General features: G+C 64.2%; 17 protein-coding genes. 10 read left to right on the top strand and 7 right to left on the bottom strand.

All coding sequences use genetic code 11. The annotated features are described in order from the left end of the window. Positions 1-3: 3 nt before the first annotated feature. The gene (locus tag GSQ90_RS25835) at positions 4-252 is read left to right on the top strand and encodes a type II toxin-antitoxin system VapB family antitoxin (RefSeq protein ID WP_158817834.1); all 249 of its coding nucleotides are present in this window, start codon (positions 4-6) and stop codon (positions 250-252) included. Further along, positions 249-647 (top strand): type II toxin-antitoxin system VapC family toxin, encoded by a 399-nt coding sequence (locus GSQ90_RS25830; protein WP_158817833.1) that lies wholly within the window; start codon positions 249-251, stop codon positions 645-647. The genes GSQ90_RS25835 and GSQ90_RS25830 overlap by 4 nt, the downstream gene beginning before the upstream one ends. Positions 648-672: 25 nt before the next feature. Here the strand turns inward: GSQ90_RS25830 and GSQ90_RS25825 are convergent, their stop codons facing one another. Next, a complete protein-coding gene (locus GSQ90_RS25825) occupies positions 673-2,487 on the bottom strand; it encodes an ABC transporter transmembrane domain-containing protein (RefSeq protein ID WP_158817832.1) in 1,815 nt (604 codons plus the stop codon). A 181-nt stretch (positions 2,488-2,668) separates the two neighbouring features. Here GSQ90_RS25825 and rpmE point away from each other — a divergent pair, with 181 nt between their 5' ends. Beyond that, complete coding sequence (gene rpmE / locus GSQ90_RS25820; protein ID WP_158818183.1) at positions 2,669-2,902, top strand: 50S ribosomal protein L31; 234 nt, start codon at positions 2,669-2,671, stop codon at positions 2,900-2,902. 50 nt (positions 2,903-2,952) lie between these two features. Here rpmE and truA read toward each other — a convergent pair whose 3' ends face one another. After that, positions 2,953-3,693 carry a tRNA pseudouridine(38-40) synthase TruA gene (gene truA, locus GSQ90_RS25815; RefSeq protein ID WP_158817831.1) on the bottom strand — a complete coding sequence of 247 codons (741 nt, stop codon included), beginning with the start codon at positions 3,691-3,693 and terminating at the stop codon, positions 2,953-2,955. A 384-nt stretch (positions 3,694-4,077) separates the two neighbouring features. Between truA and GSQ90_RS25810 the strand changes: the two genes are divergently transcribed. The 6 genes from GSQ90_RS25810 (at position 4,078) to GSQ90_RS25785 (ending at position 8,948) form a co-directional block, all read left to right on the top strand. Then, positions 4,078-5,226: a substrate-binding domain-containing protein gene (locus GSQ90_RS25810; protein ID WP_158817830.1), complete on the top strand. Its 1,149-nt coding sequence runs from the start codon at positions 4,078-4,080 to the stop codon at positions 5,224-5,226. 211 nt (positions 5,227-5,437) lie between these two features. Beyond that, positions 5,438-6,517 (top strand): ABC transporter ATP-binding protein, encoded by a 1,080-nt coding sequence (locus tag GSQ90_RS25805; protein WP_158817829.1) that lies wholly within the window; start codon positions 5,438-5,440, stop codon positions 6,515-6,517. Positions 6,518-6,526: 9 nt separating this feature from the next. Next, positions 6,527-7,546, top strand: coding sequence for an ABC transporter permease (locus GSQ90_RS25800; protein ID WP_246731779.1), 1,020 nt, complete (start codon positions 6,527-6,529; stop codon positions 7,544-7,546). Continuing rightward, complete coding sequence (locus GSQ90_RS25795) at positions 7,543-8,388, top strand: ABC transporter permease (protein WP_158817828.1); 846 nt, start codon at positions 7,543-7,545, stop codon at positions 8,386-8,388. The genes GSQ90_RS25800 and GSQ90_RS25795 overlap by 4 nt, the downstream gene beginning before the upstream one ends. Before the next feature lie 70 nt (positions 8,389-8,458). After that, positions 8,459-8,743, top strand: a complete 285-nt coding sequence (locus GSQ90_RS25790; RefSeq protein ID WP_158817827.1) for a BrnT family toxin — start codon at positions 8,459-8,461, stop codon at positions 8,741-8,743. Beyond that, a complete protein-coding gene (locus GSQ90_RS25785; protein WP_158817826.1) occupies positions 8,691-8,948 on the top strand; it encodes a BrnA antitoxin family protein in 258 nt (85 codons plus the stop codon). Before GSQ90_RS25790 ends, GSQ90_RS25785 begins: the two co-directional genes overlap by 53 nt. 135 nt (positions 8,949-9,083) lie before the next feature. On the opposite strand, the gene GSQ90_RS25780 is transcribed toward GSQ90_RS25785, so the two are convergent. The 5 genes from GSQ90_RS25780 to GSQ90_RS25760 all read right to left on the bottom strand — a co-directional run bounded on the left by GSQ90_RS25780 (position 9,084) and on the right by GSQ90_RS25760 (position 13,499). Next, positions 9,084-9,287, bottom strand: a complete 204-nt coding sequence (locus GSQ90_RS25780) for a hypothetical protein (protein ID WP_158817825.1) — start codon at positions 9,285-9,287, stop codon at positions 9,084-9,086. After that, positions 9,284-10,033, bottom strand: a complete 750-nt coding sequence (locus GSQ90_RS25775) for a COG4280 domain-containing protein (RefSeq protein ID WP_158817824.1) — start codon at positions 10,031-10,033, stop codon at positions 9,284-9,286. Before GSQ90_RS25775 ends, GSQ90_RS25780 begins: the two co-directional genes overlap by 4 nt. Before the next feature lie 78 nt (positions 10,034-10,111). Continuing rightward, complete coding sequence (locus tag GSQ90_RS25770; protein WP_158817823.1) at positions 10,112-11,659, bottom strand: carboxylesterase/lipase family protein; 1,548 nt, start codon at positions 11,657-11,659, stop codon at positions 10,112-10,114. Between the two features lie 188 nt (positions 11,660-11,847). Then, entirely contained in the window at positions 11,848-12,246 is a 399-nt protein-coding gene (locus tag GSQ90_RS25765; RefSeq protein WP_158817822.1) for an ester cyclase, read from the bottom strand. A 68-nt stretch (positions 12,247-12,314) separates the two neighbouring features. Then, entirely contained in the window at positions 12,315-13,499 is a 1,185-nt protein-coding gene (locus tag GSQ90_RS25760) for an MFS transporter (RefSeq protein ID WP_158817821.1), read from the bottom strand. 92 nt (positions 13,500-13,591) lie between these two features. On the opposite strand from GSQ90_RS25760, the gene GSQ90_RS25755 reads away from it, so the two are divergent. After that, the gene (locus GSQ90_RS25755; protein WP_158817820.1) at positions 13,592-14,584 is read left to right on the top strand and encodes a LysR family transcriptional regulator; all 993 of its coding nucleotides are present in this window, start codon (positions 13,592-13,594) and stop codon (positions 14,582-14,584) included. Positions 14,585-14,683 lie beyond the last annotated feature (99 nt).

Here is a 14,683-nt window from a genome sequence, read left to right as displayed (position 1 = left end):
TTTATGATCCATCTGTCTCCAGAAACCGAGGCGCTGGCCAGACGCTTGGCTGCGGCGCAACGGCTCTCCCTTGAGGACGCCATCAAGTTGGCGATTGAGGAGAAAGCGTTCGCCGCCGGCGTCGCAACTAAAGCGTCGCGCCAGCGTATGAGCGTTGAGAATATGCTTGCGTTCGGCGCCGAGATCGCGGCCATGCCCCTTCTCGACCGGCGTTCCCCGCGCGAAATCATGGACGATCTTAACGCCGCATGATCGTCGTCGACAGCTCCGCATTGATCGCCATACTTGAAGCGGAGGCTGACGCGGCGACCTACGCCACGGCGATCCAGCAAGCGGACCGGCTGCTGATTTCGGCGGTCAATGTCCACGAGACCGGCATTGTGCTGCGCGCTCGTCACGGCATCGCCGCCGCCAATCGGCTATGGCGCTTTCTCCAAGTTGAAAACGATTTCGAGGTCATCCCCTTCGACGAAACTCAGGCGCGCGAAGCGCTCTCGGCCTTCGACCGCTACGGCAAAGGCATCGATCCAAAAGCGCGACTCAATCTTGCCGATTGCGCGGCCTATGCGCTCGCCAGAACCATGAATTTCCCACTGCTGTTCAAGGGTAGCGACTTCACGGAAACCGACGTGAAGGCGTGTCTTTGATTCTTGCGCTGACTTAACGCCGCCCTCACTCCGCCGCGTTGCGCTCGCTCTCCAGCGCCGCCGCGCCCGCCTCGAATTGCAGCCGAGCGAGGCGCGCGTAGAGGCCGCCCTGGGCGAGCAGGCTCTGGTGCGTGCCTTCCTCGACGATGCGGCCGCCCTCCATCACCAGAATGCGATGTGCGTTGACGATGGTGGCGAGGCGATGAGCGATGACGAGCGTGGTGCGTCCCGTCATTAGCGCGTCGAGCGCGCCCTGGACGAGCGTTTCGTTTTCCGCGTCGAGCGCGGACGTCGCTTCGTCGAGCAATAGAACCGGCGCGTTTTTCAGGATCGCTCTCGCGATCGCCAGCCGCTGCCGTTCGCCGCCCGACAGCGTCACGCCGCGCTCGCCGATCAGCGTGTCATAGCCTTGCGGCAATGCCCTGATGAACAGGTCGGCGGCGGCGCGCTCGGCGGCGGCGCGGATTTGTTCGCGAGTCGCTCCAGGGGCGCCGTAAGCGATATTGTCGGCGATGCTCGCCCCAAAGATCACAGGATCCTGAGGCACCAAGGCGAGACGCGCACGCAATTCGGCCGGATCGACCCGCTTGATGTCGATTCCATCCAGCAAGACGGCGCCACCCGTGGGATCGTAAAAGCGCAGGAGCAATTGGAAGACCGTCGATTTCCCGGCGCCCGAGGGACCGACGATGGCGACGACCTCGCCGGGCGCGACGCGAAAGCCAAGGTTCTTCAGAACAAGGTCGGCCGGCCTGCCGGGATAGGCGAAGGCGACGCGGTCGAACGCGATTTCGCCACGCGGCGGCGCCGGCAACGGCAAAGGATGAGCGGGCGACTGGATCCTCGGCTCGACCGCGAGGATTTCGGCGATGCGGCCGGCGGCGCCGGCGGCCGCCGACACTTCGCTCCAAACCTGGGAGAGTTCGCCCAGTGCGCCTGCGCCCAGCACCGCGAACAGCAGAAACTGCGACAGCGTCCCCCCCGTCATCCGGCCGGCCAGCACATCCTGCGCACCGAGCCACAGCACGACGACGACGCTGCCAAAGGCGAGGAACAAGGCGGCAATCGTGACGATCGACCGGGAGAGGGTCGTCGATCGCGCTGCTTCATAAGCGCCCATCGCCGCCTTGCGGAAACGGGCGACGCTCGCCGCTTCCGCGAGGAAGGCTTGCATGACGCGAACGGCCGAGAGACTTTCGGTCGCGAAGGCGGTGGCGTCGGCGAGCGTGTCCTGGGCCGCCCGGGAGCGCTCGCGCACCGCCCGTCCGGCCGCATAGAGCGGCAGGATGATGAGCGGTATGGCGACGAGCACATAGGCCGAAAGCTTGGGGCTGGTGACGACCATCATCGCCACGGCGCCGATGAACATGAAGAAATTGCGCAGAGCGATCGAGGCTGACGAACCGAAAGCCGATTTCAACTGCGTTGTGTCGGTCGACAGCCGCGAGACAATCTCGCCGGTCTTTTCGGCGTCGAAGAAGCTGGCGTCGAGCCGGGTCAGATGAGCGAAAAGATCGCCGCGCAAATCGGCGACCACCCGTTCGCCGAGCGTCATGACGAAATAATAGCGCAGGCCCGAGGCGAGGGCGAGAACGGCGACCACGCCGATCATCGCGATGAAATAGGCATGGATAAGCCCGGCGCGCTGTTCGGAAAAGCCGTAGTCGATCATCCGGCGCACCGCGATCGGCACCACCAAGGTCGCGCCGGAGGCGACGATGAGGGCGATCAGGGCGCCGGCGATGCGGCCGCGATAGATCAGCGCATAGGGCAAAAGCGGGCGCAAAGCCGCCAGGGACGCGCGCGCGGCTCTATTTCCCGCGTCAGCCGATTGACTCATGTCCCTGCGAGGCTCCCGCCCTAGTTTGTCTCAAGAGCTTACCTATGACTTTTCGCCGAAAATCAAGCTGCGCGGCGGGCAAGCGGCGCTTGTGTCGCAGGCCGGCCTCCATTATAGCAAGCGCCAACGCGCGAGACGCTGGCCATCCAGCGGCTCCAAACCGCTTTGCAAGGACGAGACGATGAAGGCCGACATCCACCCCAATTATCACATGATCAAGGTCGTCATGACCAATGGCGAAGAGTTCTTCACCCGCTCGACCTATGGGACCGAAGGGGCGACGTTGAACCTCGACATCGATCCCAACACCCACCCGGCCTGGACCGGCGGTTCGCAGCAATTGCTGGATCGCGGCGGCCGTCTGTCGCGCTTCAACACGCGCTTTGCCGGCCTGTCGCTCGGCGCCAAGAAGTAAGACGCTCCGGCGCATCGGGAAACGCTGGCGCGTCAGATAGCGCTGGCGCGTCAGGCATAATCGACCCGCGCCAAATACAGCCCGCAGGCCGGCGCGACCTGGCCGCAACGGCTGCGGTCGGCGGCCTCCAGCGCCGATTTGAGATCGGCGGCGCTCCAATAGCCTGCGCCGACGTGCTCAAGCGAGCCGACCATCGAGCGCACCTGCCGATGCAGGAACGACAGCGCGCTGACCCGCATTTCGATAAGATCGTCGACGCGCGCGACCTCTAGGCTCGTCAGGGTGCGGACCGGGCTTGCCGCCTGGCATTGCGAATCGCGAAACGTCGAGAAATCGTGACGCCCGAGCAGCGCCTTGGCGGCGGCGTTCATCGCATCGGCGTCGAGCGCGCGTTTCACATGCCAGGCGCGGCCGCGCTCGAAGGTCAGCGGCGCGCGGCGATTGACGATGCGATAGACATAGTGACGCATGCGCGCGGAATGGCGCGCATCGAAATCGGCCTCGACCTGTTCCGCGCGCAGCACCGCGATGGGCTGAGGCGCAAGATGCGCATTGAGCGCCTCGCGCAGCCGCAAACCGTCCCAGCTCTTGACGAGATCGACATGCGCGACCTGCCCGCTCGCATGAACGCCGGCGTCCGTGCGGCCGGCGCCGTAGGCGACGATCGCTTCGCCGCATAAAGCGAAAAGGGCGGCTTCCAGCGCCCCCTGCACGGAGGGCCCATTGGCTTGTCGCTGCCAGCCCACGAAAGGCGCGCCGTCATATTCAAGCGTCAGTTTGTAGCGCGGCATGAGCGAAGAGGCATGAGAAAGGCAAGCCCCCCAGCGAACCCAGGCAGGGCGCGCCGAGGAGCGCCGCGGGCGCGCGAATGTCAAGCCAGGCTTGCGGCGCGTTGACTTCAAGGGATGGAGGACATCAAAATATAAATTTGACAAAAAAAATAAAATTATGATCTATTTCTTTGTGTTTACAATGATTAATGTTCCTGCCTCGGTCGTGAAATGACGCCATTGACGGGCCTTTGGCCCATTGTGCAAAGTCAGTCCCTGTGCCAGCTTCGAGACATCGGCGGGATTTCACAAGTTCTGCGCGGCGACGCCCGAACGGCGTTGCGCCGGGCATCGTTCTTGCTTGGTCACTTGGCGCGGCCGCCGGCGCATGGAGGGCTTAAGTCAATGTTCAAATCGACCCATAGCTTGCTGCTGGCGGGCGTCAGCCGCCGATCGTTCTTGAAAACCTCCGCGGCTCTGGGCCTCGGCGCCGTCGCTTCGCCCGCCATTGTGAGCCAAGCCCTTTCATCCTCGGGCGAACTCAGCATCCTCAACTGGGATGACGAATTGCCCGATCCCGTCATCCCCGATTTCGAAAAAGCGACCGGCATCAAGGTCAATTCGACGCCGTTCTCGCAGAACGAAGAACAGATCAACAAGCTGCAGGCGACCGACGGCGCGGGCTTCGATCTCTGCCAGCCGACCCATGACCGCGCGCCGCAATTCAAAGACATCGGCGTCCTGCAGCCGCTCGACGACAAGCGCGTGAAGCTCGACCTGATCGTTCCGTCCTTGCTCAAGGCCTCGGCGGCCAATTGGACCTGGGACGGCAAGCTTTATCACGTGCCCCATTGCTGGGGCACGGAGGCGATTTCCTGGCGCAACGATCTGACCAAGATCGCACCCGACGAGCTCTCCTTCGGCACGCTGTGGAACGACGAATACAAGGGGAAGGTGCAGGGGCGCCCGCATTCGCTGCTGCTGGGCATCGGCCTTTGGCTGGACGGGACCGGCAAGCTGCCGACGAACCGCATGCTCGACGCTTTCAAGAACGAAGACCAGATGAAGAAAATCTACGACGTGCTGTTGAAGGAGGCGATCGACCGCAAGGCCTGGATCAAACAATTCTGGGACTCGGCCGACAATACCAAATCCGGCCTGATCTCGAACGGCGTCGTCATCGGCCAGACCTGGGACGGGCCGGTCATCAGCCTGAAAAAATCCGGCAAGCCGATCTCCTATCAGGCGCCCAAGGAAGGCGCGATCGGCTGGGTCGACGGCTGGTCGCTCAGCAAGGCTTCCAAGAATGTCGAGCAGGCTTATGCTTTCCTGAACTATCTGCATTCGCCCGAAGGCGCCGCCAAAGTCGCCGAAGGCTCCGGCTACAATCCTTCGGGGATTGGCGCCGATAAGCTCCTGTCGGACAAGGCGCGCGGCATATTCAGCGAAGCCTATCCCGGCGCTTCGATCGACAAGATGTGGTGGCGCCCGGTCGAGCCCTCATGGTTCGCCGAATTGCGCTCGCAATATGCGGAGAAATACAAGGCGGCTTGATTTCCATCGACGGCGATCGAACCCACCTCCGTCATAGCCGGGCTTGTCCCGGCCATCCACGCCGAGCCGCCGACGCCAGTCTCGGAAGTTATGTGCGATGGCGCCGCGTGGATGGCCGGGACAAGCCCGGCCATGACGACGGGGGCTTAGCGGCCCTCGACAGCCGGCGCGCCTTTTGCATGAACGATCCAGGCTTTGAGATGACGATCGCATGAGCGCAGACATCGAATTGGACCGCGTCACGATCCGGTTCGGCGATTTCACAGCCGTCAAGGACGTTTCTCTTAGGATCAACGGCGGCGAGTTCTTTTCGATTCTGGGTCCGTCGGGTTGCGGCAAGACGACGCTTTTGCGCACGATTTCCGGCTTTCTCGAACCGACCGAAGGCGCCGTTCGCATCGCCGGCCAGGACATGGCCGGCATTGGGTCGAACAAGCGCCCGACCGCCCTGATCTTCCAGAATCTTGCGCTCTTCCCGCTAATGTCGGTCGCCGAAAACATCGGCTACGGCTTGCGCGTGCGCGGCGTCCCGAAGGCCGAGCGCAAGCGCCGGGCCGACGAACTCTTGCGCCTCGTCGCTTTGCCCGATCAGGGCGACAAGCGCATCAGCGAATTGTCGGGCGGTCAGAAACAGCGCGTCGCCGTGGCGCGCGCGCTCGCGGTCGAGCCCAAAGTGCTGCTGCTCGACGAGCCGCTGTCGGCGCTCGACCTTCGCCTGCGCCAGCATATGCGCACGGAACTCCGCGCGATCCAGAAGCGCGTCGGCATCACCTTCATTTACATCACCCATGATCAGGGCGAGGCCTTGACCATGTCCGACCGGATCGCCGTGATGAATGCGGGCCATGTCGAACAGGTCGGCGACGGACGCGCCGTTTATGATCGCCCCGCCACGCCTTTCGTCGCCTCGTTCGTCGGCGAGAACAATGGCGTGTCGGGAATCGTCGAGGACATCGCGGTTGGAATGGCGTCTCTCAAGACGCCGCTCGGCGTTCTGAAGGGACGCGCCGGCGCGGGCCTGACGCAGGGCGCCCTCGCGACGATCTTTCTGCGGCCCGAAGCGCTGCAGCTTTGCCCGCCCGGCGCCGCGCCCGACCTGACCGCCGAATTCGTCAATTCCGCCTTCGAGGGCAATTTCACGCTGGTCTTCCTGCGCGCGGCCAACGGCCAACCGATGACGATGTCGGTCGGGCGCGGCGCCGACATCGCGACATTGGCGCCCGGGGCGCCTGTCGGGCTGACATTTTCGAGCGCCGATGCGCTTGTGCTCCCCCTCTCGCGAAATGAGTGAGGCGGCGCTTTGACCCATCCGTTCACCGCCGCGCTCATTTTCGCAACGCCGCTCGTGGTGATCCTCGCGTTCATCGCAATGGCGTTGCTGGATCGGCGACGCCGCGGTTTTGTCCAGGGCCCGGGTTTCTTCCAGCGCAACGGAACGCCGATCGCGATTTTTCTCATTGGCGCGGCGGTGTTCTGGGCATTGATCCTGATCGTCTTCCCGCAACTTTATATGGTCGATTATTCGTTCCACCCGAAACTGCCGCAGATCAAACGCGGCGGCCCCGAGGACATCTATACGCTCGAGAATTATCGCTACTTCCTGTTCGGCTCAACGCGCAATACCGACCATTGGAACACGACCCATCTCAATGCGTTCTGGATCACGATTTTCGTCTCGACGATCATCACGATCGTCAATTTCGCGATCTGCTATCCCCTCGCCTATTTCATGGCGCAGGTCGCCAAGCCGCAGACCGTGTTGAAATTGATGGTGCTGCTGGTGATCCCTTACTGGATCAATGAAATCCTGCGCGCCTTCGCTTTCCGCATTCTGCTGGGCACCGGCGGGCTCATCAACAATGTCGCAATCGCCGCGGGCCTGATCAGCGAACCCGTGGATTTCATCGGCCACGATGTCGCGCTCTATGCGGGACTCACCTACGCCTATCTGCTGATCATGATGTTCCCGCTCTACAACGCGATCGAGAGTCTCGATCGCAATCAGATCGAAGCGGCGCGGGATCTGGGCGCGCCATGGTGGCACATCCATCTGTTCGTGGTGATGCCCTTCGCCAAGCCTGGCATCGCGTCCGGCGCGACGCTCGTGTTCATGCTGTGCGCCGGCGCCCTGGCCGCCCCGCTCGTGCTGGGCGGACCCAAGACCCTATGGTTCACGCCGATCGTCTATGACCGTTTCTTCCAGGCGTTCAACTGGCCGCAGGGCTCGGCCTACGCGATGATCCTGTTGCTGACCTGCATGGCCTTCGTTTCGCTGACGATGAGGCTGTTCAAGGTCAGCCTGTCGGAGATCACCCGATGAGCGCGCGCTTCGTCTGGAGGCTCATGCTCGGCTTTTACATCGCGCTGTTCTTCGCCTTTCTGTTCGGGCCGCTGATCGTCATGGGCGTTACCGCTTTCAACACGCCCGACTATCCGCAGGTCTGGCCGTTCGAGGGCTTCACGCTCGACTGGTTCGCCAAGCTCACCGCCGATCGCAATTTGATGGAGGGGCTGGTCAACAGTTTCATCATCGGCGCCTTTGTCGTCGCGCTCTCGGTGCCGCTGGGCCTCGCCGGCGCGATCCTGATGACGCAGATCTACCGCCCGGCCCGTTCGCTCTATTATCTGATCGTGGTGTCGCCGGTGCTGACGCCGGGCGTCATCATTGGCATTTCGACGGTGATCTTCTGGAAGGACGTGACCGAACTGACCGGTATGCAATCCTTGTTCAACGGCATATTCCTCGCGACGCTCGGCCAGGCGGCCTTCATCTCGGCCTATTGCATGCTGATCTTTCTGTCGCGCCTGCAACGCTACGACCGGGTGCAGGAGGAGGCCGCGCTCGATCTTGGCGCGAGCCAGACGCAGGTGTTCTTCGACATCCTGCTGCCGTTCCTGCGGCCCGCGATATTTTCGGCGGCGGTGATCGCTTTCCTCTCGTCATTCGAGAATTACAACACGACCACTTTCGCGATCCTCGCCGACAAGACGCTGACGACGGTTCTGGCCGGGCGCGTGCGCGCGGGCACGACGCCGGCGATCAGCGCAATGGCGGTCGTCATCATCGGCGTGACGGTCATCGGCGCGATCGTCTACGAAATCGTCAAGCGCGCGGAACTGCGCCGCGAGGCGGCGCGGGCGAATGCGCTGGCGGCGGCTTGAGCGCAGGCCTGTTGCCTCTTGGCCGACAGATTCCTTGATATAGCTCCTATATTGTAGTAACAATAATTTAATGAAGGTCGAGTTCGATCCCGTCAAGCGAGACCGGACCTTGAAAGACCGGGGCCTCGACATGGCTCGCGCGAATGAAATCTTTGCCGACGAGACGCTGACAGTGGCCGACGATCGGCGCGATTATGGCGAATCGCGCCACATCACGATCGGTTTCCTCGACGCCAGGATGGTCGTTGTCGTCTGGACGCCCCGCGCCGGCGCATTTCGTATTGTAAGCATGAGAAAAGCCAATGACCGCGAACAAAGCCTCTACGGCCCAAGATTTTCAGGACGACGCCCCTGATCTCTCCACGCCCGAGTGGCGCAAAAAGTTCGCGGCCGCGTCTGTCCGGCGCGGCCGCCCGCCGATCACTGCGCCCAAGGTGTCGACGACGATTCGTCTCGACCCGGACATCATCGAGGCCTTTCGCGCGCAGGGGCGCGGTTGGCAGTCGCGCATCAACGCCGCCCTGCGCGAATGGCTCGGGCGGCCTGGCGCGCATAAATAGGACCGGGCGCCGCGCATCCCTGTCTCCTCGATCTTGCTGGCGGGTTCCAGCGCACGAGACTTTTCTTCTACCGGGCACGCGCTGGCGAGCGACCGCGACACCGCTCGACTCTGACGGCTTCGCGCGGCGACGGCGTCACGTTTTGGCGCGCAAGACGCTGACGACCAGGGCGGCCGCGCATCCCAGCACAATCGCGGCCCCCGTAACGATCGACGGCGCGTGCACGCCGAGAGCAAGCACAATCGCCACCGCCACGACGCCAAGGATCGAAAGCGCGAGGCCCTGGTCGTCGACAAAGAGTCCGAGGATCTCGTTGACTATGGCGGCGATGGCTTTCATGGCGAGACTTTCGCATCGGCGGGCCGCGCGATCCGCACAAGAATGAGCGCCGTCGCGAGGAACAGGACGATCAATCCTGGGATGGCGAGATCGGCGCCGGGCCAGGCGACGCCGAGGCCCTCGCCGGTCCAGAATATGCCGAAGGCTGACAGCATGATTCCGACGCAGAATTTGAGCGCGTTTTCCGGAACGCGGGTCAAAGGTTGGCGGATCGCCGCGCCTGCCAGCAGCACGAGCGCGCAGGCCGCCAGGGCGCCGAGACTCGCGGGGACGATCAGGCCGCGGCCGGCGCCGACCGCGATCACGATGAAGACCACCTCGACGCCCTCGATGACCACAGCCTTGCAAGCGGTCAGTCCTGCCAGCCAATCGAGGCGGCTCTCTTGTCCCAAAGCGTCGTCGCGCAGCCGGCCCGTCTCCTTCGCATAGGCGCCCGCCTCGTCATGCAGGCCGATATGTCCCGCCGCGCGCAGAATCGCCTTGCGCAGCCAGCGTAGGCCAAACAGCAGGAGAAGAACGCCGATTACCAGTTGCAGCAGCGAGAGCGGCACGGTCTCGATCGCCGACCCGAAGGCGAGGACGATCGCGACGAGCAGGACCAGCCCGGCCGCTGCGCCAAGCATCGCCGGACGCAAGCCGCGCACGCTGGCGACGGCAAGCACGATGGTGAAGGCCTCGACGACTTCGACAAGCGAAGCAAGGAACGAGGCCAGGACGGCGGGGCCGACGGTAGTCCAGGAGAACATCGAGCGCCTTCCAAGAATGCTTGGCCTACAAAAAAGCGCCTGAAGCCAGGCCAAAGCGTGACGGCCCACTATCGCCGATCAGTTTGCCGCGTGCAGGCTGGTCAGGAAACCCTGCACGAAATCGAGATAGGGCGTTCGATAATTGTGACCGACGGCGATCGCGTCGCCGAACTCGAGGTAGGGATCGCTGACCGCATCATAGGCGGGCCAGCGCGGCAAATTTCCGCCGTTCGGATCGCCAGTCGCCGCGAAGCGCACCCAGGCTTCCATCATGGCGTCGGAAAGCTGTCGATCGGCGGCGTTCATCTTGCCGCGCGGCACCCAGCGCGGCGCGCCGAAATTGCCGAAGACATAGTCGATCTCTTCGCTATGCGTCGGCGCGATCGTCTCGCCGGCGGGCGCATGGGTGAACAGGTAGCGCCAAGTCTTCGGCTGCACGGCCGACATGCCGCGGGCCAGCCCGCGAACGCCATAGTTGAATTGCGTGTCGCCAAACGCATAGGCGAGCGCGGGCTTGACGGATGCATCGCTGTCGAAGCGATACAAAGACATCACCGCATCCGCGGAGCCGCCAAAATTCTGCTCGGCATAGCTGCGGGCTTCCGCACCGGTGTGGATCGGCCAGTCCTTGACGAAGGCGCGGCCCTCATCGCTATTGCCGCCAACGATCAGCGGGACCTTCCGCATCAGGCCGCTTGCGAACGCTTCCGTGTCGGTGCGCGGGACCACCCAGCCGTCGCGGATCGGTCCAAGCGCGCGCGGGGTCGTCAGATGACGCACCGGCGGCACAATCTTGCCGTTCAGCGCCAGCACCTCGGAGGCCGGCATGGCGCGCAGCACCGCAAGATCCGGGCCCGCGACGTCCGCGATGGCTTCGGCCTCCGGCAGCGTGCTTAACGGACGCATGGCGCCTGGGCTTTCAAGGATGGCGCGCTGCATCAGCCCTTCGGACAACGGCGAGACCAGCACCATATCGAGAATGCTGGCGCCGGCGGATTCGCCGAAGATGGTGACGCGATCGAGGTCGCCGCCAAAGGCGCCGATGTTCTGCTTGATCCAGCGCAGCGCCTCGATGACGTCGAGAACGCCGTAGTTTCCTGCAGAATGCTGCGGCGATTCCGCGGCAAGAGCGCGATGGGCGAGGAAGCCGAAGACGCCGGTCCTGTAATTGAGCGTGATCAGGACGACGCCTTTGCGCGCCAGCGCCTCGCCATCGTAGAGCGGCAAGCTCGCCGAGCCCTCGACGAAGCCGCCGCCATAGACCCACACCATCACCGGCAGCCGCTGCTGCGGGGCCTGCGCCGGCGCCCAGATGTTCAGCGTCAGGCAGTCCTCGCTGACGCCAGGAGCGCGGCTGTCGGCGAGCGGCTTCTGCATGCAATCGGCGCCGAACCGCGTCGCGTCGCGAACGCCGGTCCAGGGCGCGATCGGCTCGGGCGGGCGCCAACGGAGAGGCCCGATCGGCGGCGCCGCATAGGGAACGCCCTTGAAGGCGCGTATGTCGCCGCCGCTGCCCGCCAGATCGCCCGATGCGGTATGGACGATCGGCGATTGCGCCTGCGCCGGGATCGCGCAACAGAGGCCGGCCGCCAGCGCGACGGCGGCGAGAATTTTGCAGATGGGCATGGTTCCTCGCAACGTCTCGTATCTGTGCAAGAGTTGCGGGAAGCTACATGGCGGGCCGGACGATGTCACGGTGGGGCGGCGGAGCCGCGACGCCAATCGCCTCGAAAGACTTAACCGACCACGCGCAAAAAAACGCCCGGCGTCATCGCCGGGCGTTGGTCGGGCGGCCGGAGCGCCCTGACAGCGCGTCACACCACCGAATTTCCGTTCGCCGTGGCTTCCGGGATTGCTTCTTTCACATCCCAATGTTCGACGAGCTTGCCGTTGCGAATCCGATAGAGGTCGACGACCGCCGTTCCACGGTCCTCGGCATGGGCCTGGAACAGCGTATGCGCGACGACCAGATCGCCCTCCGCCACCAGACGCGCCACGGTGAAGCGGCCCGCCGGAACCTGGCCGAACAGCCCCTCAAGAAAGCCTTCAAGCGCCGCCCGGCCATTCGCCAGATGGGGATTGTGCTGGATGTAATCGTCGGCGACATAATCTTTCAGCGCATCGAGCGCCTTGGCGTTCCAGACCCTCGCGTAATAATCGGCGACGAGGGCTTTGTTGTGCTCGACTTCAGAGTGAGCGATGCGATTGGACATGGGTCTTCTCCTTGTTTGCCGGAGGTCGGCGGGCTTGCCGGGCCGGGATTGGGTTGCGCCTGGAATGATCAGGCCGAGGCGGCGCAGAGTTCCGGCTTCGCGGCGGCGGCGCGGCGCGACAGCCACAGCGCGCCGAGGCCGCATGTGAGGAAGGCCACCGAGGCCGGCGGCAAAGCCGACAGGCCAAACAGCGGATAGAGGCCGCCGGCGACGAAGGAGCCGGTCGCCATGCCGACATAGATCGCCGAGGAATTGAGCGCGAGAACAAGCCCGTGGACTTCCGGCGCCAGTTCGACCATGCGGCGCTGCTGCGAAGGCATGAAGAGGTCGCTGGCGAGCGCCCAGACGATGATGAGCGCGATGGCGGCCGGGTACCAGGCCGGCGCGGCATAGAGCGCGGCGAAGACGACGATCAACCCGAACAGCGCAACGGCGACGGCGCGGTCCGCGCTCCAGATTCCGGCGATCTTGCGGGCGAGGAAATTTCCCGCGACGCCGGCGACGCCAAGCGTCATGAGCGCGAAGGAGGTCGCCTCCGGGCTCGCGCCGAAATGATCGCGCAGGATCGGCGCGATCATCGTATAGGTGCTGAACATGCCAGCCATTTCCAAAACCATCACGGCGATCCCGCCAGCCGTCGCCGGCCGCCGCAGAATGTCGGCGAGCTGGGCCAGGCGGACGCGCTGGCCGGCGCCGCGATCGCGGACATGATGCGCCACGAGCAGAGCGGCCGCGACCGTAAGCAGGCCGATGATGGCGAACATCGGCCGCCAACCGACCGCCTCGCCAAGCCAGGCCGATAGCGGAACGCCGACAACGGAGGAGATGGTCATGCCGCTGAAGACGATCGCCAAGGCGCGGCCCTGGTCGCGCGGCGGCGCGAGACTCGCGCCGAGCGCCGAAGCCACCGGCCCGATCGCCGCCGCGCCAAGACCGGCGACGATGCGCGCGCCGAGCAACACCGCGTAGTTGGGCGCCAGCGCGGAAGCGGCCGCGCCGATCGCCATCAGCGCCAATCCAGTTAGAATGAGCGTCCGGCGCTGCCAACGGCCAAGCGTCATCTGCAGGATCGGGGCGGCAAGCGCGAAAGTGATGGCGAAGGCCGAGACCAGCATGGCGACGGCGCCGCGGTTCAGCGCGAGCGAACTCGCAATCGACGGAAGCGCGCCGACCACGGCAAGCGAGCCGGTACCCATCGAGAAATAAGCGAGGCTGAGCAGCCTCAACGAAACGGCAACCGAACGATCCGCCATGACATTCTCCGCGTTTGATGGAGCGAACGAATGTCTTGATAGCGGCGGCCATGATATATTAGAAATCGATTGTTTATATCGGACCTATAATCATGATCGATATGAGAGGCGTCGACCTCAATCTGCTGGTTTCGCTCGACGCGCTGATCGAAGAGGCGAATGTGACGCGCGCCGCCGCCCGGCTTGGCGTCAGCCAGCCCGCCCTCTCGGCGCAGCTCGCGCGTTTGCGCGATCTCTTCCGCGATCCGCTGCTGGTGCCATCCGAGACCGGGCGGGGCATGATCGCGACCGCCCGCGCGCTTGAACTGAGAGTTCCGCTCCATGCGGCGCTCAAGGACATCGAGATGGTCGTCAAGCGGCCGCCTGTCTTCGACCCGATGATTGCCGAGCGCGTCTTCTCGATCGCGGCGAGCGATAATGCGACCGTGGTGCTGGGTCTTGCATTGATCGAGCGCCTGCGCGAAACGGCGGGTCCCGGCGTCAGGGTTTCGTTCCGCAACTCCAGCGCGGACCTCATCGCCGCGCAACTCAAAAGCGGCGAGGTCGATCTCCTCATCGGTTCGGAGCGGATGATCGCGCCCGCCATGAAAGCGCGCAAGCTCATCGACGAGCGCTATGTCATGGCCCAACGCAAGGGCCATCCGCGCGGCGCGAAGGCGCTCGATCTCGTCGCCTATTGCAGCCTGCGGCACGTCCTCGTTTCAACCAGCGGCGGCAGCTTGCATGGCTTCATCGACGAGCAGCTTGAGCGCATCGGCTATCGGCGCAATGTCGTGCTCTCGGTCCACCAATTCATTCTGGCGCCGATGATCCTGGCGGCCACCGATTATGTCTGCACCCTTCCCGCGCGCCTCACGCAACGCTTCGCCGACCGGCTCGACATGTTCGAACTGCCGTTCAAGGCCCAGGGCTTCACGCTGTCAGCGGCCTGGCATCCGCGCAACCAGGCCGATCCCCCCCATATCTGGCTGCGCCAGCAGCTTGCCGATGTCGCGGCGGTCCCGACCCATCCGCTCAAGCGCCGCGGCGCGGCCGCCAACGCACCGCTCCATCCGTCTCCGTTACCGCTACGGCGACGCCCATGATGGCTTGGGCCCTGAAGTCTGCTTGCAGCCGCGATGTCATTCAACTTTCATTCGCACGCTATCATTGACGCCGAACGCGCTGTTTGCGCTCTCGCGTCA

The sequence above is a fragment of the Methylocapsa sp. S129 genome (assembly GCF_009765995.1).
Lineage (GTDB): Bacteria > Pseudomonadota > Alphaproteobacteria > Rhizobiales > Beijerinckiaceae > Roseiarcus.
Note: the sequence above shows the minus strand (reverse complement) of the source record. Positions and strands in the feature narration are given on the sequence as shown.